This is a genomic window from Glutamicibacter sp. PAEs-4 (genome assembly GCF_051161755.1).
Classification (GTDB): domain Bacteria; phylum Actinomycetota; class Actinomycetes; order Actinomycetales; family Micrococcaceae; genus Glutamicibacter; species Glutamicibacter nicotianae.
Window position 1 is genome coordinate 346,676 of sequence record NZ_CP195017.1, and the last position, 22,084, is coordinate 368,759.

Here is a 22,084-nt window from a genome sequence, read left to right on the forward strand (position 1 = left end):
CCCGCTACCGGGTCTGCACGTTTCCGGAGTGGACCTGGGTCAGGGCGTTGGCAAAGACCTCGGCTGGCTGCGCGCCGGAAATGCCGTACTTCCCATCGATGATGAAGAAGGGGACTCCGCTGATTCCCAGCTCACGGGCCTGGGCGATATCTGCGTTGACTTCTTCGGCATAGGCGCCGGAAGCCAGATCTGCGCGGAGTTCGCCAGTATCCAAGCCTAGCGATCCGGCCAGCTGTAGCAGGGTTTCTTCATCCCCGGTATCCAGGCCTTTTTCGAAGTGCGCAGAAAGCAGCGCTTCCTTCATTTCGCTTCCAGCGCCATGCTGCTTGGCATATTCCAGAACTCGAAGCGCGGTGAAGGAATTAGCGACCTTCAGATTGGCGAAGTCGTAGTCCAGGCCTTCGCCAGCTGCCTGGGCGGTGACATGATCAAGCATCTGGGACACCTGTTCCTGGCCCAAGCCCTTCATCTTGGAGAGGTATTCGGCTTCGCTGCCGTCGTAGTTCTCTGGCAGGCTTGGATCCAGCTGGTATGAATGCCAGTAGACGTCCACGTTCTGGGAGTATTCGAACGCTTCGACACCCCGCTCGAAGCGGCGCTTGCCGATGAAGCACCATGGGCAGGCAATGTCGGAGAAGATATCGACGCGGATGCGCTTTTCTTCCAGGGATGGGGCAGCAGTATTTTCACTCATGCTTGAGGTAACAACTTTTGCTCCCCGGGCATTCCGCATCCGTGGTTGCCGACTCCGGCTAGAGATAATGGGAGGGTTCCTGCGGAATGGGGACAACGGCGATGGCGAGAGAAAGCGAGACAGGTGGCAAAGAATCTTCGATGGCGGGGGATCCTTTTCGCCGGGACGATTACGGCGATGGCAGGGTTCGTCGATGGTGTCGGATTCGTGCACTTCGGCGGCTACTTCCTGTCGTTCATGTCAGGCAACTCCACCCGTTCCTCCGCAGCTCTGATGACAGGAGATTTTGCCGGATGGGCCCTGGCCATGTCACTGGTCGGCTGCTTCGTTGGCGGCGTCATCCTCGCAACCCTGCTGACTCTCCGGCTGGAGAAGCTGCGCCGGCCAGTGGCCATGTACTTCAGTGCGGCACTGCTGCTCGCTGCGGCCATTTCAGGGCAGGCCCTGCCGCAGCTGACGGCGCTGCTGCTGGCCGCCGCCATGGGAGCGGTGAATGTTTCCTACACCCGTTCGGGCGAGGTTGCCTTGGGCCTGACGTATATGACCGGCACATTGGTCAAGCTCGGCCAGGCGTTGGGCGGAGCAATCATCGGGCTGGCCACCGGCTCGGATCGTGGCGGCTACCGAATGCTATGGACACGCTACGCACTGCTGTGGCTGATGATCACCATCGGATCGCTGGGTGGCGTCCTGGCCTATCTGCGGCTGGGTTTGGGCAGCCTGTGGATAGTTGCTGCCGGCATGCTTGCTTGGGCGAGCTTGGCGCTAATCCAGGAGCAGCGCGCATCCAAGGGCCCGGATGCTTCCCCGGGACCGCGGAACGGATCCCTGACCGAGATCGAGTAAGAAGAAAAAAATATGCTTGGCTTTGCTATATGCGAAGCCAAGCATATTTTATTTCTCGGTGGTTAGCCCAGCAGCGAGTCGCTGTCCTGCTTGACCGGAGCCGCAGGGCGAACCAGCAGCTTGAAGAGCACGGCCAGGAGTACGAGCCAGGCGATGCCGGTGTACAGGGCTACGCGTGTAGCCGGGCTCAGGGCCAGGAGCACAACGACGAAGACCATGAAGACCAACGCGATCCACGCGGCTACGGTACCGCCGGGCACCGCATACTCGCGGGCAACACCCGGTCCACGGCCCGCCGCGGCTTCCTTGCGCCGCATCGACAGGTACGAGGTCAGGATCATGATCCACACCCAGACGGTGGCGAAGGTGGCGATGGAAGCGATGATGGTGAAGAGCGCTTCGGGCAGCAGGGCGTTGAGCACCACGCCGACCAGCAGCACGATGGCCATGACGACCACGGTCATCCATGGCACGCCGTTGCGGGAGATCCGGCCGAACGATTTCGGGGCATGGCCGATTTCGGACATGGCGAAGAGCATGCGTCCAGCGCCAAAGGTATCGGCGTTGATCGCCGAGACGGCCGCGGTGATCACCACGGCATTGAGCACGTGGGCCGCGGCCGGGATGCCCAGTCCGTCGAAAATCTGCACGAACGGCGACGCCGAGCCGTCGATCTGGCGCCAGTCGAAAAGCATCATGACCACTGCCAGCGAAGCTACGTAGAAGAGCAGGATGCGCCACGGCACGGTGTTGATGGCAGCCGGAACCGACTTGGCCGGATCGTCAGCTTCGCCTGCGGTGATGCCGATGGTTTCAATGCCGCCGAAGGCGAACATCACCACGGAGAAGGACAGCAGCAGGCCCACGAAGCCATTGGGGAACAGGGTGCCGGCGCTCATCAGGGTGGCGAAGCCGGTAGCGGTTTCGGTCTCAGGGGAATTGAAGCCGAAGATGATCAGCGCCGCGCCGCCAACGATCATCGCGATAATCGCGGTCACCTTGACGATGGCCAGCCAGAATTCGGTTTCGCCGAAGACCTTCACCTTCATCAGGTTGATCGCGGCGATCAGCAAGACGATGGCCAGGACCCAGATCCACTGCGCGACCTGCGGGAACCAGAATCCCATGTAGATGCCGAACGCGGTGACATCAGCAATCGCGACAATGGCCATCTCGAAGGCGAAGGTCCACCCGGTGACAAAGCCTGCGAAGCGGCCAAGGTAGCGCGAAGCGTAGTGAGCGAAGGATCCGGACACCGGATGCTTGACAGCCATCTCGCCCATGGCGCGCATCACGATGAAAACGGCAGCGCCGCCAATCATGTACGCGAAGAGAACGGCAGGGCCAGCAGCCTGGATGGCAGAAGAGGAGCCGTAGAAAAGGCCCGTTCCGATAGCTGAGCCGAGGGCCATGAAGCGGATGTGGCGGGCAGTCAGCCCGCGGGCGAGAGACGCCTTTATTTCGTTCACGATAGTAATGCTCGGATCCTGTAAGGGGTGCGTTCGATGGGGCGGGCCCGTGCAAATGGCAGGACGCAGCCGTGAAAATCTTATGTGTTCCCAGGATTTTTGACGCACTTAAGTGTTGCAGATCTATCGTGAGCTTTGCCACCAGCCAGTACACGGGCCACTGGACAGGGTGGAAGAATGGGGCTCATGAAACTTGGATTCGTCCGCCACGGACAGACGCAATGGAATCTCGAAGGCCGCTTGCAGGGTTCAAGCGACATCCCCTTGAACGACACCGGGCGCGCCCAGGCCCGAGAGGCCGTCTCCGTGCTGGAGCCCGGCCAGTGGGATGCCATCGTCTCCTCGCCGCTGTCCCGTGCGCGCGAGACCGCGCAGATCATCGCCGACGGGCTTGGTCTTGAATTGGGCCCGAGCTATGACTTGCTGATCGAGCGCGACTACGCGCAGGGCGAGGGCATGGTGGAAACCGAGGCGCTGGCTCTGTGGCCGGATAAGCATGGCGGCGGAATCGAGCCGCTGGATTCGGTGGTCGAGCGCGGATTGCGCGCCATCGAGCAGATTGCCGCCGACTACCCTGGCAAGAACGTCGCGGTGATCTGCCACGGCACCATTATCCGCTACACGCTCTCGCACTTCGCCGGCTACAAGCTGGACACCATCCGCAATGGCTCGGTAGCAATCATTGGCAATGAGTCCGGGTCCTGGCAGCTGGAACTGGTCAACGACCAGGTGCCCAACCGGGTAGCGGGCTAGGCCATGCTAGCTGCCGGAAGGAAGGATCCGGCGGATTGCGGAGGCCAGCTGCGAATCCCGTTGGCGGTTCTTGACCACCGCCAGCCATGAACCCAGCGCCATGTAGGCCTTGGAGCGGATCTTCGGCGACGAGAGGAACACATCGTGCAGCGCGCCGGGCAGGCGCACCAGATGCAGTTCCCGGCCCAGATCAATGCTGCGCTGGGCAACGACCTGCACATTCAGCGCCACATCGGCGCGGGTAGCGGTGTCATGCCAGCGGGGCAGCAGGTAGTCTTCCGCCGAGAGCATCACCAGCGTGGGCATTTGCAGGTCCAACCCCTTCTTCACCTTGGCTTGCGCTGCGAAGACCGCAGAAATGAAACCTGCGGTGAGCTTGAAGCCGTTGGCTGGACGCCAGCCCAGGTCGTAGTCCCATTCCCCGGAGAACTGGCTGGAGACCGTGCGGGTGTAGAACCCGGGGTCCACGGTGGGCAACAGGCGGTGCGGGTTCCGGTTGCTGGCAGCCTGGACGATCCGGGCCAACGCGGTGCGCCCGATCTCGCTGGCCTGGAATTCCAGCCACGGGCTGTTCAACGCCAGCGCATCGACCTTCTGCGGGTTGGCTGCCGCATACAGTGACGCGCTGAGCCCGCCGGTGGAATGGGCGAGCAGCACGAAGCGGGTTCCCGGATGCGCGCTGGAAATGATCCGATGGGCCGCGTCGAACTCCTCGAAGTACTCTTCCAGATCGGTGGTGAAGCCGGGGCTGCTGTGCTCGGCGATGCCCGTGGCCCGGTCCACGGGCAGGTTCCGCCCATAGTGGCGCAGGTCCAGGGCGTAGAAATCCGCGCCGGCTTCGGAAAGGAACTCGGCCAGCTCGGACTGGAAGAAGTAGTCGGACCAGCCATGCACGTAGAGCACCGCGATTCCGCGCAACGGAGGCGGCCAGCGCAGCGATCTGCGCGGACGGTGCCTGACCAGAGTCGCGGTGGAACCATCGGACATCGGCAGCGGCCGTTGCGAGAAATCCTCGCCAAGCAGGTCTGGCTGCCACAGGTCCTCGGCCGGGTTCTTGAACTGGAAGGCCATGGGTAAAGCGTATCCACTTTTGCGCACGAAAAACGGCACTCACCCGTTGGAGTGGCTACCAACTGATGAATGCCGTTTCCCGCGGCCGGTGTTCAGGGACGACTGTTTCTTGCCGGCCAGGTCTGGAGGTTGCCTAGCCTGCCATTTCCAAGGTGCGCGCTGGTGCGTCCAGGTAGCGCAGGTAGGCGTTCTTGGTCAGGAAGGTCGGGAAGTCGTCGCGCAGTGCGCAAGCCTCGAAGATCTCCACGGCTTCCTCGAAGCGATCGCCTTCGAAGCGCTCCAGGGAATCCATGGTTTCCTCCGTCAGTTCCTGCACCCAGCGGCGGGTGATGATCTCGCCCTCGTCGGTGATTGCCGACTGGTGGATCCACTGCCACAGCTGCGAACGGGAGATCTCCGCGGTGGCGGCATCTTCCATCAGGTTGCGCAGGGCCACCGCGCCATTGCCGCGCAGCCAGGACTCGATGTAGCGGATGCCGATCTCGATGTTGTCGCGGATGCCGCGTTCGGTGATCTTGCCGGTCACGCTTTCCACGTTCAGCAGGGCAGCACCCGACACCTCCACATCTTCGCGGGTGCGCTGCAACTGGTTGGGGTTCTCGCCCAGCACCTCGTCGTACACCTCGCGGGCCACCGGCACCAGGTCCGGATGGGCCACCCAGGAGCCGTCGAAGCCGTCAGCGGCTTCGCGGGCCTTGTCCTCGCGGACCTTGCCGAAGGCCATCTCGTTGATCGAGGCGTCCTTGCGGTTCGGAACGAAAGCGCTCATCCCGCCAATGGCCGAAGCGCCGCGGCGGTGGCATGCACGCACCAGCTGCTCGGTGTAGGCCCGCATGAACGGTGCGGTCATGGTGACGGTGTCGCGATCCGGGAAGACGAAGCGCGGTCCGCGGGAACGGAAGTTCTTGATGATCGAGAAGATGTAGTCCCAGCGTCCTGCATTCAGCCCCGAGGAGTGCTCGCGCAGCTCGTAGAGGATTTCCTCCATCTCGAAGGCTGCGGTGATGGTCTCGATCAGCACGGTGGCACGGATGGTGCCGCGATCGATATCCATCAGGTCCTGGGCCAGGTTGAACACGTCGTTCCACAACCGCGCCTCCAGGTGGTTTTCCAGCTTCGGCAGGTAGTAGTACGGACCGCGTCCGGCGGCCAGCAGACGCTTGGCGTTGTGGAAGAAGTGCAGTCCGAAGTCCACCAGCGCACCGGACATCGGGGTGCCCGCAACCAGCAGGTGCTTCTCCGGCAGGTGCCAGCCGCGAGGGCGGACCACGATGGTCGGCAGCTGCTTCAAGTCGTAGGTGTTCAGCTTGTACTCGCGGCCATCAGGTGCGGTGAAGTCCAGTTCCTGATCCAGCACGCGGATCAGGTTGACCTGGTTCTTGATGACGTTTTGCCAGGTCGGCGAGGATGCGTCCTCCATGTCGGCCAGCCAGACCTTGGCGCCGGAGTTCAGCGCGTTGATGGCCATCTTGCGTTCGATCGGGCCGGTGATTTCCACCCGGCGGTCTTCCAGCCCCGGTGCAATCGGGGCCACCTGCCATGATTCATCGTCGCGGATTGCGCGGGTCTCGTCCAGGAATTTCGGATCGCGGCCGTTGGCAATGCGGGCCCGGTTGACCTGGCGGCGCTGCATCAGTTCGGCACGGCGCGGTTCGAATGCGGTGTGCAGGGCCGAAAGGAAGTCCAGGGCTTCGCTGGTCAGGATCTGCTCCTGGTAGCGAACGGGGGTAGCGGTAATGGTGATGTTGTTCAGGGTGATGGGGGAGTTCATGGCAGCGTCCTTAAAAACTTGTAAATGGTGTTGGTGCTAGCCGGCGCCTTTGCCGGCTAGCACCATCGACCCATCAGGGTCTAATGGAATTGGCCTTCTTCGGTGGATCCCACTAGGGCCAGGGTGGAGGCGTTGGGATTCAGCGCCGTGGAGATCGCGTCGAAGTAGCCGGTGCCGACTTCGCGCTGGTGCTTGGTGGCGGTGTAGCCGGCAGCCTCGGATGCGAATTCGCGTTCCTGCAGCTCGACGTAGGCGCTCATGCCGTCCTTCGCGTAGCCCTGGGCCAGATCGAACATCGAGTGGTTCAAGGCGTGGAAGCCGGCCAGGGTGATGAACTGGAAGCTGAAGCCCATGGCACCGAGTTCGCGCTGGAACTTGGCGATGGTTGCGTCGTCCAGGTGCTTCTTCCAGTTGAACGACGGCGAGCAGTTGTAGGAAAGCATCTGGTCCGGGAAGTCCTTCTTGACCGCTTCGGCGAACTTGCGGGCCAGCTCCAGGTCAGGGGTGCCGGTTTCCATCCAGATCAGATCCGAATACGGTGCGTAGGCCTTGGCGCGGGCGATGCATGGCTCGATGCCGTTGCGGACCTTGTAGAAGCCTTCGGGGGTTCGCTCGCCGGTGATGAATTCCTGGTCGCGCTCGTCGACATCCGAGGTGATCAGCGTTGCCGCTTCGGCGTCGGTGCGGGCGATGACCACCGAAGGGGTGCCAGCCACATCGGCAGCCAGGCGGGCCGCGTTCAGGGTGCGGATGTGCTGCTGGGTCGGGATCAGCACCTTGCCGCCGAGGTGGCCGCACTTCTTTTCGGATGCCAGCTGGTCTTCCCAGTGGACGCCCGAGGCACCCGCAGTGATCATGGATTTCATCAGCTCGTAGGCGTTCAGCGGGCCGCCGAAGCCGGCTTCCGCGTCGGCGACGATCGGGACCATCCAGTCCTCGACGGTCTGGATGCCTTCGGAGAATTCGATCTGGTCGGCACGCTGCAAGGCGTTGTTGATGCGGCGGACAACCTGCGGCACCGAGTTCGCCGGGTACAGCGACTGGTCCGGGTAGGTCTGGCCCGAGAGGTTGGCATCTGCTGCCACCTGCCAGCCCGAAAGATAGATGGCTCGCAGGCCGGCTTTGACCTGCTGCACTGCCTGGTTGCCGGTCAGTGCGCCCAATGCGTTGGTGTAGCCGCCGGTAGGGGTTTCCTCGGTGAGCTGCTTCCACAGCTTCTCGGATCCGCGCTTGGCCAGGGTGTGCTCTTCCTGGACCCGGCCCTGGAGCTTTACAACGTCTGCGGCGCTGTAATCGCGGGTGACGCCGGCCCAGCGGGGGTTGTTTTCCCAGTCGGTTTCGATGGCTGCGATGCGGTTGTCGATCGAGGTTTCGTTGGTGTTCTCGGTAGTCATTGCCTTGGCTCCTTCGCACAAGCTGCGGGTTCATGTTGATCGGAAGGTGATCTTGTGAACTTCTTCGTGACAACTACTTTTCCGCAGGGGCAAGGGGCTCACCAGAGGTTTTTTGAATTAAGATTTGCGGTTCTTCGCGAAAATGAAAATTTTCGGGTTCTTGCGGTGATTGTGAGCCAAAACATGGAAAATTAGTGAAAGTGACCGATTCGGCTGCGAAGAAGAATGAAATTTAACTCAAACCTCGGGCAGCTGAAGGGGGAAGGGCCTCTCAAAACGGACCTTCGCAGAAGCCCACGAATCGCCGGTGAGCTGGCAATTCCGGTAATCCGCAGGTGCTGGCTCGCCCATTAGTTCGCCGTGGAACGAGCCAGGAAACGTGAAATGTCCGAGTTTCGGACGGGTCGCGGACGCTTTCGGATGAGCGATGGGGATTGCACTCATACCTCGGGATGGCTGGCCGGAACCGCAAGACGCGGGCGCGAAGATCCGCGGATCTTGCGAAAATGGGTAGGAGCGCTGGAACGGGTTAAGGCTGGTCGAAAGAGACTACGGCCATGAAGCCGCGGCCCGAGATGCGTGGTTCAGCGGCATCGGAGCCTACGACGGTGTCGCGCAGATTCAGCTGCTGTTCGCTGTCGCCGAGCAAGAGCTTGGCAGAACCTTGAACCATGATGCCCAGCTGCCCGTCAAAGAGGTACTGCTCGCGCTTCTTGGACGGTTCCACAATGCGAACGGTGGCCCGCACCTGCGCCGGTTCGGCAGCCACGTGGACGATGAGCAATTCCTCGGTGGGCTGGCTCGCCTCTACGGGCTTGCCGGTGTCGAACTTCAGGGGGCGCAGAGGTTCCAGTCCGTGCTGGTGCCCATCAACTTCCAATTGCGCGAAGTCGCCGGCGATCAAGGTGAACACTTGAGCCGAGGGCGCCGGCGTGAAGCTTGCGGCTTTCTCTATGGAGCGAATCGACAGCTGCCAGGTGCCTTCGCGCGGGCTGCTGGGCTGCAAAGTCCCGTCCTGCGCCAGGGTGCCGCTGGCAATGAGCCGGACCTGGCCCAGCTCCCACTGCTTCTTGGTGCTCTGCGCCAATTCGAGGATGGAACCTGGTGCTAGAGATGCCTGTGCTTCGCTCATAGGACGAGTCTACTTGCCGGCGATCATGCGAAGCTGTTCAACCAACTGGGGTGTGGGCATCGAGGCATCAAGGATGATCCAGCCATGATGTTGCGCCAGGCGGAGGTATTCAGCTCGGCTCGCTTCAAGGTACTCCAAGCTTTCTTCGTCTGTGCCGCGGGTAATGATTCGCTTTAAGGCAAGGTGGGGATCCACATCGAGCAGGACAATTCTCGCCTCCTCGGTACTTTTCCGGGCAAGCCAGGGCAGGAACAATCCGTCAGGATGTCCACGCAGGCGCCGCAGCACCAGCTGGCAATAAAGGTGGCGGTCCATCACGCTGAGCCCGGGGGAATGCGCGGCAATGAACGTGTTGCGTGCAACGTTGAAGCAGCGGATGGACGTTTCGAGGAAATCCTGGGTGAAGGTCGGGAAGGCGATTCCCGCCGCGCGGGAGAATTTGGTCAGCCAGCTTCGGGCGGCGACGTTTGCGAGTTTGCGTGCTTGAATGCGTTCGTTGCGCAACTGATGCACCAGGGCATCGATGCTGTTGCTCTTGCCTGCGCCATCGGTTCCGACGATGACCAATGTTTGGGGTGGGTCGTGGGCAGGGCACGTGACGGGTAGCGGGCTGGTAGAAATTGCGTGCATGCTCCTCCTCGGAAAGCGTCTTTGAAGTTTCAACGTGTGTGCGGCAACGATGATTCCGCAGAACGGCTGTGTGTTTGATGAGAGAAGCTCGTCCCGGCATGAAAGAAGAACTGGAAAGTTTTGATGCCGAACTCAGGATGGGTCAAAGAATTACCGTCAAAAGCAGGAAGATCTGGTAAATTTCCTGGTTTTTGGCCTAATCTTGATATGTGACTGCAACCACATGGAATCGCTCAGTGAACTCAGCGGGCAACGACGCTGGCAGCGAAGATACGGAACTCGACTCCATCGCCCTAGGCCGGAGAATCCGTTTTCTGCGCAAAAGCAAGCAACTGACCTTGGATGATGTTTCGGCCCTGGTCGATACCGCGCCGAGCCAACTGTCGTTGATTGAAAACGGAAAGCGCGAACCGAAGCTCTCTTTGCTCAAATCCTTGGCAGGCGCTTTGGAAGTCGGCGTCGATGATCTTCTGGGGACCGAACCGCCATCGCGACGCGCTGCCTTGGAGATCGAATTGGAACGTGCCCAGCGCGGCCCCTTGTACGCTTCCTTGGGATTGCCGACTGTGCGCGTTGGCGCACGCCTGCCGATGGATGTTCTCGAGTCGTTGGTGGGTTTGCAGAATGAATTGGAACGCCGTTTGAATGAGCAAGCCGCTACCCCTGAGGAAGCGCGGCGGGCCAATACCGCGTTGCGCCATGAGATGCGCCAGCGGAATAACTACTACAAGGACATTGAGCAGGAAGCCGCCAAGGTCCTCGCGGCTGTTGGGCACGATGCAGGCCCGCTCTCGCATCATCGAGCAGCGGATATTGCCGAGCATCTGGGATTCAGCCTGCGCTTCGTGGGCAATCTTCCGCATTCCACGCGTTCGGTGACTGATCAGAAGAACAAGCGCATCTACCTGACCCAGACCAACCGCTCGGAACATGATCCCCGCTCGGTGCTGTTGCAGGCGCTAGGGCATCATGTATTGGGGCATAAGCCGCCAACCGATTATTTCGATTTCCTCTCGCAGCGCGTGGCGACCAATTATTTTGCAGCGGCATTGATGATGCCGGAGAAGTCCACGGTGGAGTACCTGCGGCGCGCCAAAGACAATCGTGAATTGGCCGTCGAGGATCTGCGCGATGCCTTCGCCGTGTCCTATGAGTCCGCGGCCCACCGCTTCACCAACCTTGCCACCGAGCATCTGGGAATGACCTGCCACTTCCAGAAAGTCCACGAATCAGGCATTCTGCACAAGGCCTATGAAAATGATCGGGTGAATTTCCCGGCCGACCACACCGGTGCCATTGAGGGGCAGACCATCTGCCGCTATTGGACAAGCCGAGTGGTGTTCGAGCAGATGGACAAGTTCCGCTCCTTCGAGCAGTACACCGATACCGTCAATGGAACCTTCTGGTGCACCGCACGCACCGAGCGCCACTCTTCGGGGCTGTATTCATTATCCATTGGCGTGCCTTTTGAACACGTGAAGTGGTTCCGGGGACGCGATACCAAGGAACGCTGCCAGTCCACCTGTCCAGACGAGAATTGCTGCCGCCGACCACCTGCCGACCTGTCCAGCCAATGGTTCGGCAATGCGTGGCCTGCAACGCGTGCCAATACGCACCTGCTGGCGGCCATGCCGACCGGTGCCTTTCCCGGCGTGGATGAAACCGAGGTCTATCGATTCCTGGAAAAGCAGGTGGACTAGGGCTGCTGGGCTACGCGGTGTGCTTGGCGATGAAGTCGAGAGCAGGATCCGCGAGCCATGCGCCGTCCTGGGACACAGTGCGGCCGGAACGGGCGACCTTGAAGGAATGGTTGCCACCTTCGAACCAGGAAAGTTCGCTGTGCGAGTTCAGCTTGCTGACCACGTTCTCCATCTTTTCGGGGTTGGCAAACGGATCACGGGTGCCTTCGAGGAAGAGCATCGGCACTTCAAGCGGGTAAAGGTGCTCATCGCGCAGCTTCTCTTCCTTCTTCGGCGCATGCAACGGGTAACCCAGGAAGATCAAGCCTGCCGATGGCATGCCCTCGGCAACTGCAAGCGAGGCGATGCGTCCGCCGAAGGACTTTCCTGCAGTGAAGATGGGCAGGCCCTCAGCAAGGTTTTCTTCCACCCAATGGCGGACTTGGTGCCAAACTGCAACCGCTACGGGAGACTTGTCGGGAAACTTCTTTCCGGCATCCATGTAGGGGAAGTTGAAACGCAGGACGCTGGCACCGAGATTCACAACGGCTAGCGCAAAGCCAGCCATGAAGTCGTGATCCTTGCCGGCACCTGAACCGTGAGCGAGCACCACAACAGCTTTCGCATTCTCTGCGCGGTCCCAGAGGGCGCTGAGTTCGGAGTCGTTGTACGGAATGGAGTAGGGCGTGCTCATGGGACCTAGCGTAGGTCCGTCGGCGAGCATCCGGCGAAATGGCGCGAACTGTTACTGCTGCCAGTTCTCGCGGAGCTCGGTGTCCGATTCCTTGCCGTCCCTCGCGGTAACGGTGATTTTCTTGACTTGTTCGTCGCCATGGGCCTTCTGGTTGATCTTGAGGATCATGTTTCCCGCAACGAAGTCGACGCCCGGAATCTGCGAGGAGTCGTATTCCCCGTCGATCCACGGCCCGTCGGCCAAGGTCACTACGAGTTCGCCGGGCGCCGGGGACTCGACCTTGCTCACATAGGCATGCGGGTCCGACGGTATGCAGTCGCGATAGACCTCCAGCTTGGTGATCGTCGCGTGGCACATTGACTCGTAGATATCGTTCATGCCGCTGAGCCACTGGACATATTTTTCGTTCGCCCAGGCTTCGCGGTCAGTAGGGTCGGCGCCGGTTCGGGCACGCGTATAAGTTCCGGAATGCTTGCCGTTCTCAGTCGCGAAAGTGACGGATTCCAGCTCCGGCGAAGCCTCGCCGATGCTCTCGAACATGACTCGTCCCATCGTGCGCAGCTCGTCCTCGGGCCCTTGGTAAGGCTCCTGCATGCCGTCGCGGTTGAAGACCATGTGGTTGGGGAGCTTGATGTCGATCACGCCCGGTTCGGGCGAGGTCCAGGAGGTCATGAGGTTGTAGGGATACGAGAAGCCCTTGGTGGACTTGATGCCGGAGTTTTCTTTCCACATCTCGATCTTGGAATCTGCCCAGGCCTGTCCCGAATTAACGTTGGCGTCGGCATCAGCCACGGGAGCAAGACTGGTTCCAGCAGATTCAGCAGTTTCACTAGACGCTGCCGTGGGCCGCGCAACTGGGCTGGATTCAGCGACCGCAGATACCCTCGCATCAGCGGGCGCTGCTTGCTCAGGAGCGGCGCTGCACCCAGCTGCAAGCAAAGCCAACGATGATAGGGCAATAACCGACCTGGCGCGCATGAATAACTCCTCGCAAGTGATGAATGGCCAGTCTATACAGGCCAGGCAACGAGGAGCGATCTGTTAAGAGAATTTGGCGAAGGTCCGGATGACGCCGGGACGGAAGTCCGACCCCTCGGTGAGTCCCATGGATTCGTAGAAAGCCCGTTGCCCGGGTTCGTCATCGGTGATCAGGACCAGCTGGCGAACATGCTCATACTTCGCTTGAACGGCGGAGAACAAGGCGCGGCCTACGCCGGAGCGATGCGCAGACGGGCGCACCAAGATGTCCTGGACATAGCAGATGGTGGCGTTATCGGAGACCACACGCACAAGACCGACGAGCTGGTGTTCGTCATCGTAGGCATAGATCGCGCAGGCTGAATTCTTCAGGCCTTCGAAGAGCACCTCTGGCTGGTCTGTGTAAGCGCTCCAGCCGACCGAGTTGTAGAGCGAGAGCACTTCTTCTCCGGAAGGCACCTTGGTGGTAGAGAGTTCCATCGAGTCCTTTTACTGCTGAGGGGAAACCGGAACGATTTCGGCCTTGCTAAGCAACGGATGCTTGACCAGTTCTGCTTCCAAGGTATGGATAATGGCCTGGGCGGAGTTGCCGTTATAGACGAATACCGGGCCATCGTGACGGTAGTAGACATCCTCGTGCCAACCGATGCTGCCGTCGCCCAAGGCATGCTGCAGGGCCCTGACGGTTGGCTCCAGATGCGCATCCGATTCGTCTGAGAGCCTGGTTCTCAGCAAAACGTACTCGCTGTCGCCTACGTCGGTGCGCTGGTCGTCAATAATCAGCCATGATCCCCGCCCCAGCCCGCTCTCGGTGAGCGAAGAGAGCAGCTTGGCAAACACCTTCTTCGGATCGGAGGTGGTCACTTCGAGTTCAATGTCGCTGGAGATCGGTTCTTCGGCAGCGTCCAGCGTGGACTTGGCGTTGGTGATGGACCCGGAAGAATTGCATGCGGGCAGCAGCGTATCGATCAGGCCCGCCTCATGGTCTTTGCGCAGCCGTTCGGTCATTGGCTGGGCAAAATGGATGTGCACCCGGTGCGTTGAGGCTTCTGATGTTTTTCTGGCGAACAGCGACATGGCGTCAATCCTCGTGCGGGTCTGAAACGCAAAAGACGATGCCGTAGGGATCACGCAGTATGGTCCAGCCGAAAGAGGGATCGTCGGTGTGGTCCTCAACGCGGGTTGCGCCGGCGGCAACGAAACGGGCGACTTCCTGTTCACGGCTCGAGCCGGCTTCCAAATCCAGATGGACTCGGTTCTTGCCGGCGGTAATCTCATCGACTTTCTGGAATCCCAGCCGCGCGCTGAAGCCAGGGACGCTGATCATCGTGAATCCCGGGTACTGGCCCAGATATTGCCCGCCCAAGACCGCCCTCCACCAGGCAGACGCTGACCGTTCATCAAGGGCATCGAGGGTGATCATTCCAATATTCGCCATGCTGACAAAGGTACCGCCAGTCTCTCCGCTTAGCTAGAGGCCGCTTGCAATCCGCGGTTCGACGAGGCCAAATGCGGAAAAGCAAAAGGCGCTGGTTTGGCTGGGATTCCAGTCCCAGCCAAACCAGCGCCTCAACTCGCGACGCCGACTCAGCTATCGAAGTAGCTTGGCGCATGCTCGCTGTGGGCAGGTGGCGTCGGCAGGTCGACTTTCTTCTGCACCTTCAGCTTGTCCGCGACATAGTCCACCGACACAGTATCGCCAGCGGCAAGCGCATCGCTGATCAGCAGGTCCGCAATGGCATCTTGCACCTTGCGCTGCACCAGCCGGCGCAGCGGGCGGGCGCCGAACTCGGGATCGTAGCCTTCGCCAGCCAGCCACTGCACGGCAGCGTCGCTCACCTCCAGCTTCAGCTCCTGGTCTGCCAGCCGCGCCTCGGTCTCGGCGATGACCAGCTTGACGATCTGGCCGATTTCCGATGGCGAGAGCTTGGAGAACAGCAGCACCTCGTCCAGGCGGTTCAGGAACTCCGGACGCATGAACTCGCGCACCTTGCCCATGACCTTGGCGCGGATCTCGCCGGCTTCGCTGGCCGCATTCGCGGAAGTGAAGCCGAAGTTCCCGGCCTTGTTGGCCAGGTACTCGCCGCCGAGGTTGCTGGTCATGAGGATCAGCGTGTTGGAGAAATCGACGGTGCGGCCGGCCGAATCGGTCAACCGGCCGTCATCGAGCACCTGCAGCAGCACATTGAACACGTCCGGGTGGGCCTTCTCGATTTCATCGAGCAGGACGACCGAGTACGGGTTGCGGCGGATCTTCTCGGTGAGCTGGCCGGGCTCGTCGTGGCCGACGTAGCCCGGAGGCGCACCGATCAGGCGTGCCACAGTGTGCTTCTCCCCGTATTCGCTCATGTCGATGCGCACCAGCGAATCAGCCGAGCCGAACAGGTTTGCGGCCAGGGCCTTGGCCAGCTCGGTCTTGCCGACACCGGTTGGACCCAGGAACAGGAACGAGCCGATCGGGCGGCCAGCCGGGGACATTCCGGTGCGGTTGCGGCGAACGGCGCGAGCCACCGCGGCGACGGCATCGTGCTGGCCGATGACCGAAGCATGCAGCGCATCTTCCAGTGATGCCAGCCGTGCCTTGTCGTCGCCCGAGATGCGCGAGGTCGGAATGCCGGTGGAGCGGGAGATCACTTGCGAAATCTGCATTTCGTCCACCACGCGGGTCACTTCGGCATCGCCGGATTCCTCGGCGGCCTTGATCCGCGCGGTCATTTCCGCGATGTGGTCGCGCCATGCGCCAGCTTCCTCGAACCGCTCCTCGCCGATGGCGCGCGACTTCTCGCGTTCGGCATCCACCAATTCGGCGCGCAAGGACTGCACGTCTTCGGCATCTCCCGCGGCGATGGAGCGGCGGGCGCCGGCGATGTCGATCAGGTCGATGGCCTTGTCCGGAAGCTGCCGGTCGCTCAGGTAGCGGGCAGAGAGCGTGACCGCGGCCTTGAGCGCTTCGGGGGTGTACTGCACCTGGTGGTGCTCCTCGTAGGATTCGCGCAGCCCTTCCAAGATGGCCAACGCGGTTTCCTCCGATGGCTCGGCGACAGTGACCTTGCCGAAACGCCGTGCCAGCGCGCTGTCCTTCTCCACCTTGCGGAATTCATCCAGCGTGGTGGCGCCGATCATGTGCAGCTCGCCGCGCGCCAGGCGCGGCTTGAGGATATTCGCGGCATCCATGTTTCCGGACTCGCCGGAACCAGCACCGACCAGCAGGTGCATCTCATCGATGAACAGCAGCACCTGGCCTTCGGCGGCGGCTACCTCGTCGAGCAGGCCGGTCAGCCGCTGTTCGAAATCGCCGCGGTAGCGGGTGCCGGCGAGCATGCCCGGAAGGTCCACCGAGATCAGGGCCGCATTGCGCAGCTGCGCTGGAACCTCGTCGTCGATGATGGCGCGGGCTAGGCCCTCGGCAATGGCGGTCTTGCCCACGCCGGCCTCGCCGATCAGCACTGGGTTGTTCTTGGTGCGGCGGGCCAGGATCTCGATTACCTGGTCCAGCTCCTCTTTGCGGCCGATCACCGGATCGATCTGGCCGTCTGCTGCCAGCAAGGTCAGATCGGTTCCGTAGCGTTCCAGCATGGACACGTCGGACTCGGCATCGTTCTGGTTCTGGGCATCATTGCTGCCCCGCTGGGCCTGCTCCATGGCAGCTTGCTGCAGTGACTGGCCGGTGACACCGTGCTGGGCCAAGAGCTGGCTGACCGGCGATTCCGGGTTGAAGACGAAGGCCAGGAAAAGGTGATCCGGGTCGATGTAGGTCGAGCCGTAGTTGCGGGCAACCTGGTAGGCGTCAAAGAGGCTGCGCTGGGCTGCCGACGAGAGGCGGGACGGCTTCTCGCCCCGCTCTTGTGCCTTGGGCATGCGTGCGATGGCGTCGGCACTCAAAGCCTCGATGTCGATTCCCATGGCGGTCAGGTGCTCGCCAACTGGTTCGGTGCGCAGCAAAGCCATCAGCAGATGCAGCGAATCGATCTCGTCATGGCCGTGCTCTTGGGAAATCGCCGCCGCGGTGGCTACCGCTTCGTGGGTACGGGCAGAAAGCAGACGCGTGATGTCGATGGGGCGCGCAGCTTGAGCTCGCGACGAGAGGAACCGAGAGAGGAATTCCTCAAACGAGCCATCTGACGGTGCGCCGAAGAATGCTGGCAAGTGAGCCTCCTAATAGAAACTTGAGCGGTCTATGCTCATGTTCAACGCATACGGCGCGCAAATATTCCCGGACCAAGCGGGAGAGGTGCCAAAGAGGTTGAGTTCACACAAATGGCAGGCAGCCAGCGGCTAGTCCTTCGGGATTTCGATGAGTCCCATGCGGGCGGCGGCAACCAACGCCTGGACCCTGTCGCGAACATCCAGCTTAACGAAAATCTTGGCCATGTGGGTTTTAACCGTTGTCTCGGAAATAGCCAGAGTTCTTGAAATCTCGGTGTTGTTTAGCCCCCGGGCCAGCAGCTTTAGAATTTCGAATTCCCGATTGGTGATTCCCAGATCATAGGCAAGATCTTGAATGTCTTGGGAATTGTCGCGGTAAGCCTCGCGAACGGCAGAAACGAGATCGGAAGAAACCGACGGGGAAATGGCTGCCGTTCCTTGATGAACGGCATGAACCGCGCGGATAATTTCATCCGGCTCAGAATCCTTGACCAAGTATCCACTGGCCCCAGCGCTCAGAACAGGGACCAGATATTCATCGGAGGAAAAGGCGGTAATAGCAAGCACTGATGGGCTGTCTTCGACGGATTTGATGGCTTTAGTAGCACTAACTCCATCCATAATTGGCATCTGCAAATCCATGAGCACAACGTCTACTTGATGGTCCTTGCAATATTCGACGGCGGCCCGCCCATTTTCAACAGAATTAACCGTTACAATTCCGCTATCTATTGCTAGGATTGTGCCCAACGCATGACGAATAAGGGGTTCATCATCGACGATAAGAACCTTGATCTTTTCCACTTGATTCCTTTGATCGATGGTGAAGTCCCTGCGATGTCCTGCTCACCTGAAAGTATATAAGTAGACGTGATGGGGGTTTGTTATGAAAGGTCTTAAAATGCTGGCAATCGCCGCATTGGCACTGTCGCCTGTAGCAGTGGTTGCTGCTCCGGCCTCCGCTGCTCCGGCATCGGCCATTAACGGCGGTTCGGTTGCCACGCCTGCTGGTTGGGGCACGGATTTTGCTGATTGGTTCTGTCGGAACTACGGAGTGGCCTGCCCCTAAGGCATCGCCATTTGACTTGATTGACATCGCCGTGAATCATTCGGCATATGAATGAACGACTCAAAGGCACCCTGGCCAGGCTTTTCGCTGGCCGGGGTGTCATTGTCTGGGTAGGGATCGTGGTGCTGCTGGCCGTGTCCAGCAGCGAGGTCATCACCCTGCTGCAAGATGGCCTCGCAGATTCGACGGACCGTTCCGTTCGAGGCGCCCTGGTGGGCCTTGGGCTCTGCGTCATCCTCTTCCTAGGACTGCGCTGGACCGCTGCCTCTCTGGGCCTGTTCGTTGCCGTGGCATTCTTCTTCCTGGCTGATGGCGTGATGTTCTTCTGGGCCATCGTGTCCTTCATGGCGTTTTCCGCATTGGCGGCCACTGCTTCGGCGCGCAGTATCCGCGCCGCCTACTTGACCCTCTGCCTGGCGTGGGCCGTGCAATTCGCCTTCCAAGCGCATAACGACGCTGTGCTTCTGATCGCGATTGTGCCCTTGGCAGCCATGGCCTATGTCGTGACGCGAAGCATCTACTTGCTGCGAGAGAAGAATGCCGTTGTGCAACAGCAAATGCAAACTGTCGAAGAGCAGACTCGTCTTGCTGTCGACCGGGAGAGAAAGAACATCGCCCGGGACCTGCACGATATTGTCGCCCATGACATAACGGTTGTGGCCATGCAGTCGAAGGCCGCGAAATTCGCCAACGATGGGCAGAAGGCTCTTGAAGCGCTCGATATCATCGCCAAGCTGAGTACGGAAACCTTGCATGACTTGCGCCTGATGCTCAATGTCCTGAGGGCCGACGGAACCATGGCTGATCCTTTGTCCCGCAGCAATGACAAGCCGGCCGCTACAACTGTGTATGCGCTTCAGGGCGCCGAACTTTTTGTCCAGAGGCTAAAGGATGCAAATTTCAAGGTGAGCTCCACCACGGATGAGAAAATTTCCGAATTGCCCCGTTCTGCCCAGACTGCGATTTACCGCGTCATGCAAGAAGGTACAACGAATGTGATAAAGCACGGGGCTTTAGGTGGGGAGTGCACTTTCAGGCTCACGGTCGTCGGAGCTGAAGCTGTCCTGGAAATTACTAATCAGATAGAGAATTCTGGCAAGAAAGCGAGTGGCCTTCCGGAGGGCGGGACGGGGCTGATCGGCATGGGCGACAGAATGCGGGCATTCGGTGGAAAGTTTGCAACCGATGCCAAAAATGGTGTTTGGAGACTGCGCGCAAGTATCCCGTTCTGACTCCTGCCCTCCTACTAAAGTATGATTTCGGAATTTTGCAGGACACGATAAGTTAGACATGTATCGGTGAAGACCGATCACCGAGAAGGTACTCGGTGGTGTTTTGCGAGTGGCATCACTGAGGATCCAAGGGTGATTAAAAGGTACGTTGCATTGCGTAAACGGACTGATCTTTCATCGGCGCTGTGCCCCCATCGCACGCCGCTGTCTGTCAGTAATGCAACGTACCTTTTATAACTTAACTCCAGACCACAGTTCTGTGCTCTGACTCACATCTTAGCTTGGAATTGGCTTGAAGGACGTGGCGTTGTGCCTAGGGAGAGAACTTCCCGTCTTGAAAGCGAGTCCGCATGAGCGTCCAGGCAGAAACCAACCTTTACGAATCGATGGCTATCGGCCAGGCAGCCGCAGATCAGCTGTTCTTCGAAGCCCGCAGCGCCAATTCGTTCAGCGATGAACCGGTGACCGACGACGTGCTGGACGCAATCTATGAGGCCATGAAAATGGGGCCGACGATGATGAACAATCAGCCGTTGCGCATCACCTGGATCAAGAGTCCTGAAGCGCGTCAGGCAATAGCGAGCACCATGCCCGGAAGCAATGCCGCGAAGGCGCTTTCGGCACCTGCCTTGGCTGTTCTATCGTTCGATACCGAGTGGCACGAGGAATTCGCGAATTTCTTCCCCCACGCTCCGGAACGCAAGGAGATGTTCCAGGACGCTGGAGTCCGCACCGCAGTGGGCAGCAATAATGCGTGGCTGCAGGCTGGCTACTTCATCATGGCTGTCCGCGCAGTTGGTCTGGCGGCTGGCCCGATGGGTGGCTTTGACAGCGATGCGGTAGATGCCGCGATTAACGCAGACAACAACCATAAGTCCTTCCTGGTCGTCAATGTTGGCAAGCCGGGCGAGAACCCATGGTTTGATCGCCTGCCACGGCATGACGCCGAGTTGGCGACGCGCAGCATCTGATCGATGATTCAACGACGAAGGTGCGGGAACTTGATCGTTCCCGCACCTTCGTCGTTTTTGGAGCCCTAAGCCTGAGGATCTGCTGCTTCTTCGGCGCCCTTCAAGACGTGATCCGAAACCTTGGCCAGAGCGCGTTCCAGCGAAGAACGCAAGACAACGGGAACCGTGATCTCGTCGTTGATCTCGACAAGGCCTTCGCGTTCGAAAACCCGCAGCAGCGACTCGACCTGGGGGACCACCTCTTCGAGGCTGGCAATCAGGTGATGCTGCTCGGCGGGCAGGTCTTCTTCGGTTGGAACCTGCAACGCAAACTCGGCACGCGGCGGGGTTGATGATGCGGCATTGCTCAATACGCCGGCTACCATCTCGGCGATCTGCGCCTTGCCCGGCTCCTCCAAGGTGTTGATCAGGATATGCGAATAGAGAACCTCGGCAATCAGCTCCTTGACCAGGCGTGCGCCTTGCCCGCTGGATGCCAGCAGTGCATCGCTGAGCGACTCCGTGGGGGTCGCGTTCGGTGCCTCGTAGCGCAGCATGGCCGTGCCGATCAATGCATCCCAATATGCCGACAGGCGTGGAACGTCGGCCAGCGACGAAACAACCGTGCCGTCTTCCGGCTCCCACTGGGAATCCTCTGGAATGCCGGCTGACTCATCTACCTTGACGAATAAGCCAAGTGCGCCGGCTGCATCCTGCAACGTCTCCCCGGTGAGCACTCCAGCAGGGGTCGTTGGCTTGCCTTCGCCAACCCAGTCGATCAATTCGCGAGCCGCGAAAACGAAAGGCATCGCTTCGAGGTTGCCGTTGGCCTCGTCATCTTCGAGGTAAGGGGCCACAATTGGCGAATCCCCGGCCATGCGGGAGAGGAACTCGAAGGTCTGCTTGAACTCATCCACGCTTCCGCCGAAATTAGCGGTCGTGCCCAGGAAAGTCAGGTAATGCTTGAGGATCGCAGCGCTGGCTTCCGAAACTTCCTTGCCCAGCGAGGTCAGGTGGCCGAGCTGCTCGCCCAGAATCGTCGGATCCAGGGTTTTGACGTCAACGCTCTTGCGCAGCTGGGCATGAACGGTCAGCAGGGTGGTCAGGCCTTCCAGCGCTGCACGGGTCTCGCTGGCTGATTGGCCCTCTTCATGGAAGTGGCGGAAGAGCGAGGACTTGAATGGCTGAAGAGCTTGGCGCACTTCCGACTCGAAAGGCACGTTGCTGGCGCCGGTACGGCGGGCTGGGTGGCCCTGGGCAGGCTTCTTCTTGGCTGGTTTACGTGAGGCCATAAGTGTGGTGCGGTTCCTTAGAAATGGCTGATCGGCAGGGTTGGCAAATCGCTTGCCTCCAGTCTACGCAGGACGCGATTCGGCAAAAGTTCCCGATGCGCCATGGTGACGCAGTCAATGGGGAAAGTTGTCATGCACGGCCAAGTCTTTGTTGGAAATTCGGGGTAAGCCATAATTTCCCGCAAAAAGAGCGAACTTGGCGCCACTGTGGTGGCGCTCACCGTCGAATCGTCAGCACGCGTTGATTTTCCCTGGGGATCGCGCGACAGTGAACACATGCGGGC

Annotated in this window: 20 protein-coding genes; 5 read left to right on the plus strand and 15 right to left on the minus strand. The window is 60.2% G+C overall.

Features of this window, described 5'->3' with window-relative positions; translation table 11 throughout:
- Positions 1 to 4: 4 nt before the first annotated feature.
- The gene (locus ACR9WD_RS01685) at positions 5 to 694 is read right to left on the minus strand and encodes a DsbA family oxidoreductase (protein WP_073707369.1); all 690 of its coding nucleotides are present in this window, start codon (positions 692 to 694) and stop codon (positions 5 to 7) included.
- A 123-nt stretch (positions 695 to 817) separates the two neighbouring features.
- Here ACR9WD_RS01685 and ACR9WD_RS01690 point away from each other — a divergent pair, with 123 nt between their 5' ends.
- Entirely contained in the window at positions 818 to 1,540 is a 723-nt protein-coding gene (locus ACR9WD_RS01690) for a YoaK family protein (protein WP_143181103.1), read from the plus strand.
- A gap of 62 nt (positions 1,541 to 1,602) precedes the next feature.
- On the opposite strand, the gene ACR9WD_RS01695 is transcribed toward ACR9WD_RS01690, so the two are convergent.
- The gene (locus ACR9WD_RS01695) at positions 1,603 to 3,009 is read right to left on the minus strand and encodes an amino acid permease (protein ID WP_073707371.1); all 1,407 of its coding nucleotides are present in this window, start codon (positions 3,007 to 3,009) and stop codon (positions 1,603 to 1,605) included.
- Between the two features lie 186 nt (positions 3,010 to 3,195).
- On the opposite strand from ACR9WD_RS01695, the gene ACR9WD_RS01700 reads away from it, so the two are divergent.
- Positions 3,196 to 3,762, plus strand: coding sequence for a histidine phosphatase family protein (locus tag ACR9WD_RS01700; protein WP_073707372.1), 567 nt, complete (start codon positions 3,196 to 3,198; stop codon positions 3,760 to 3,762).
- Positions 3,763 to 3,768: 6 nt separating this feature from the next.
- Here ACR9WD_RS01700 and ACR9WD_RS01705 read toward each other — a convergent pair whose 3' ends face one another.
- From ACR9WD_RS01705 to ACR9WD_RS01725, 5 genes are all read right to left on the minus strand, one after another.
- Positions 3,769 to 4,833, minus strand: a complete 1,065-nt coding sequence (locus ACR9WD_RS01705; protein WP_423299500.1) for an alpha/beta hydrolase — start codon at positions 4,831 to 4,833, stop codon at positions 3,769 to 3,771.
- Positions 4,834 to 4,966: 133 nt separating this feature from the next.
- On the minus strand, positions 4,967 to 6,604 hold the full coding sequence (gene aceB / locus ACR9WD_RS01710; RefSeq protein ID WP_121866031.1) for a malate synthase A: 1,638 nt from the start codon (positions 6,602 to 6,604) through the stop codon (positions 4,967 to 4,969).
- An 80-nt stretch (positions 6,605 to 6,684) separates the two neighbouring features.
- Complete coding sequence (gene aceA, locus ACR9WD_RS01715; RefSeq protein ID WP_038993781.1) at positions 6,685 to 7,998, minus strand: isocitrate lyase; 1,314 nt, start codon at positions 7,996 to 7,998, stop codon at positions 6,685 to 6,687.
- A gap of 529 nt (positions 7,999 to 8,527) precedes the next feature.
- Positions 8,528 to 9,130 carry a HutD family protein gene (locus ACR9WD_RS01720; protein ID WP_434922577.1) on the minus strand — a complete coding sequence of 201 codons (603 nt, stop codon included), beginning with the start codon at positions 9,128 to 9,130 and terminating at the stop codon, positions 8,528 to 8,530.
- 9 nt (positions 9,131 to 9,139) lie between these two features.
- Complete coding sequence (locus ACR9WD_RS01725) at positions 9,140 to 9,760, minus strand: thymidylate kinase (RefSeq protein ID WP_434922578.1); 621 nt, start codon at positions 9,758 to 9,760, stop codon at positions 9,140 to 9,142.
- Between the two features lie 236 nt (positions 9,761 to 9,996).
- On the opposite strand from ACR9WD_RS01725, the gene ACR9WD_RS01730 reads away from it, so the two are divergent.
- Positions 9,997 to 11,460, plus strand: coding sequence for a helix-turn-helix transcriptional regulator (locus ACR9WD_RS01730; RefSeq protein ID WP_198934374.1), 1,464 nt, complete (start codon positions 9,997 to 9,999; stop codon positions 11,458 to 11,460).
- Positions 11,461 to 11,470: 10 nt separating this feature from the next.
- Here ACR9WD_RS01730 and ACR9WD_RS01735 read toward each other — a convergent pair whose 3' ends face one another.
- From ACR9WD_RS01735 to ACR9WD_RS01765, 7 genes are all read right to left on the minus strand, one after another.
- Positions 11,471 to 12,133, minus strand: a complete 663-nt coding sequence (locus ACR9WD_RS01735) for an alpha/beta hydrolase family protein (protein ID WP_434922579.1) — start codon at positions 12,131 to 12,133, stop codon at positions 11,471 to 11,473.
- A gap of 51 nt (positions 12,134 to 12,184) precedes the next feature.
- The gene (locus ACR9WD_RS01740) at positions 12,185 to 12,925 is read right to left on the minus strand and encodes a hypothetical protein (protein ID WP_434922580.1); all 741 of its coding nucleotides are present in this window, start codon (positions 12,923 to 12,925) and stop codon (positions 12,185 to 12,187) included.
- Between the two features lie 249 nt (positions 12,926 to 13,174).
- Positions 13,175 to 13,591, minus strand: coding sequence for a GNAT family N-acetyltransferase (locus tag ACR9WD_RS01745; RefSeq protein ID WP_128471300.1), 417 nt, complete (start codon positions 13,589 to 13,591; stop codon positions 13,175 to 13,177).
- Between the two features lie 9 nt (positions 13,592 to 13,600).
- A complete protein-coding gene (locus tag ACR9WD_RS01750; RefSeq protein ID WP_434922581.1) occupies positions 13,601 to 14,188 on the minus strand; it encodes a hypothetical protein in 588 nt (195 codons plus the stop codon).
- Positions 14,189 to 14,192: 4 nt separating this feature from the next.
- Positions 14,193 to 14,549, minus strand: coding sequence for a VOC family protein (locus ACR9WD_RS01755; protein ID WP_423299505.1), 357 nt, complete (start codon positions 14,547 to 14,549; stop codon positions 14,193 to 14,195).
- A 149-nt stretch (positions 14,550 to 14,698) separates the two neighbouring features.
- Positions 14,699 to 17,257, minus strand: a complete 2,559-nt coding sequence (locus tag ACR9WD_RS01760) for an ATP-dependent Clp protease ATP-binding subunit (RefSeq protein ID WP_434922582.1) — start codon at positions 17,255 to 17,257, stop codon at positions 14,699 to 14,701.
- Between the two features lie 129 nt (positions 17,258 to 17,386).
- On the minus strand, positions 17,387 to 18,061 hold the full coding sequence (locus ACR9WD_RS01765; protein ID WP_254590913.1) for a response regulator: 675 nt from the start codon (positions 18,059 to 18,061) through the stop codon (positions 17,387 to 17,389).
- A gap of 312 nt (positions 18,062 to 18,373) precedes the next feature.
- On the opposite strand from ACR9WD_RS01765, the gene ACR9WD_RS01770 reads away from it, so the two are divergent.
- Entirely contained in the window at positions 18,374 to 19,558 is a 1,185-nt protein-coding gene (locus tag ACR9WD_RS01770) for a sensor histidine kinase (RefSeq protein ID WP_434922583.1), read from the plus strand.
- A gap of 350 nt (positions 19,559 to 19,908) precedes the next feature.
- Positions 19,909 to 20,529, plus strand: coding sequence for a malonic semialdehyde reductase (locus tag ACR9WD_RS01775; protein ID WP_434922584.1), 621 nt, complete (start codon positions 19,909 to 19,911; stop codon positions 20,527 to 20,529).
- Positions 20,530 to 20,594: 65 nt separating this feature from the next.
- On the opposite strand, the gene ACR9WD_RS01780 is transcribed toward ACR9WD_RS01775, so the two are convergent.
- Positions 20,595 to 21,800: a hypothetical protein gene (locus ACR9WD_RS01780; RefSeq protein WP_073707385.1), complete on the minus strand. Its 1,206-nt coding sequence runs from the start codon at positions 21,798 to 21,800 to the stop codon at positions 20,595 to 20,597.
- Between the last annotated feature and the right edge of the window lie 284 nt (positions 21,801 to 22,084).

Excerpts from the sequence above, each read along its gene's own strand:
- ACR9WD_RS01685 (WP_073707369.1), bottom strand. The coding sequence starts at position 694 with ATGAGTGAAAATACTGCTGCCCCATCCCTGGAAGAAAAGCGCATCCGC.
- ACR9WD_RS01700 (WP_073707372.1), top strand. The coding sequence starts at position 3,196 with ATGAAACTTGGATTCGTCCGCCACGGACAGACGCAATGGAATCTCGAA.
- ACR9WD_RS01705 (WP_423299500.1), bottom strand. The coding sequence starts at position 4,833 with ATGGCCTTCCAGTTCAAGAACCCGGCCGAGGACCTGTGGCAGCCAGAC.
- aceB (WP_121866031.1), bottom strand. The coding sequence starts at position 6,604 with ATGAACTCCCCCATCACCCTGAACAACATCACCATTACCGCTACCCCC.
- aceA (WP_038993781.1), bottom strand. The coding sequence starts at position 7,998 with ATGACTACCGAGAACACCAACGAAACCTCGATCGACAACCGCATCGCA.
- ACR9WD_RS01720 (WP_434922577.1), bottom strand. The coding sequence starts at position 9,130 with ATGAGCGAAGCACAGGCATCTCTAGCACCAGGTTCCATCCTCGAATTG.
- ACR9WD_RS01725 (WP_434922578.1), bottom strand. The coding sequence starts at position 9,760 with ATGCACGCAATTTCTACCAGCCCGCTACCCGTCACGTGCCCTGCCCAC.
- ACR9WD_RS01735 (WP_434922579.1), bottom strand. The coding sequence starts at position 12,133 with ATGAGCACGCCCTACTCCATTCCGTACAACGACTCCGAACTCAGCGCC.
- ACR9WD_RS01745 (WP_128471300.1), bottom strand. The coding sequence starts at position 13,591 with ATGGAACTCTCTACCACCAAGGTGCCTTCCGGAGAAGAAGTGCTCTCG.
- ACR9WD_RS01750 (WP_434922581.1), bottom strand. The coding sequence starts at position 14,188 with ATGTCGCTGTTCGCCAGAAAAACATCAGAAGCCTCAACGCACCGGGTG.
- ACR9WD_RS01755 (WP_423299505.1), bottom strand. The coding sequence starts at position 14,549 with ATGGCGAATATTGGAATGATCACCCTCGATGCCCTTGATGAACGGTCA.
- ACR9WD_RS01770 (WP_434922583.1), top strand. The coding sequence starts at position 18,374 with ATGAATGAACGACTCAAAGGCACCCTGGCCAGGCTTTTCGCTGGCCGG.
- ACR9WD_RS01775 (WP_434922584.1), top strand. The coding sequence starts at position 19,909 with ATGAGCGTCCAGGCAGAAACCAACCTTTACGAATCGATGGCTATCGGC.
- ACR9WD_RS01780 (WP_073707385.1), bottom strand. The coding sequence starts at position 21,800 with ATGGCCTCACGTAAACCAGCCAAGAAGAAGCCTGCCCAGGGCCACCCA.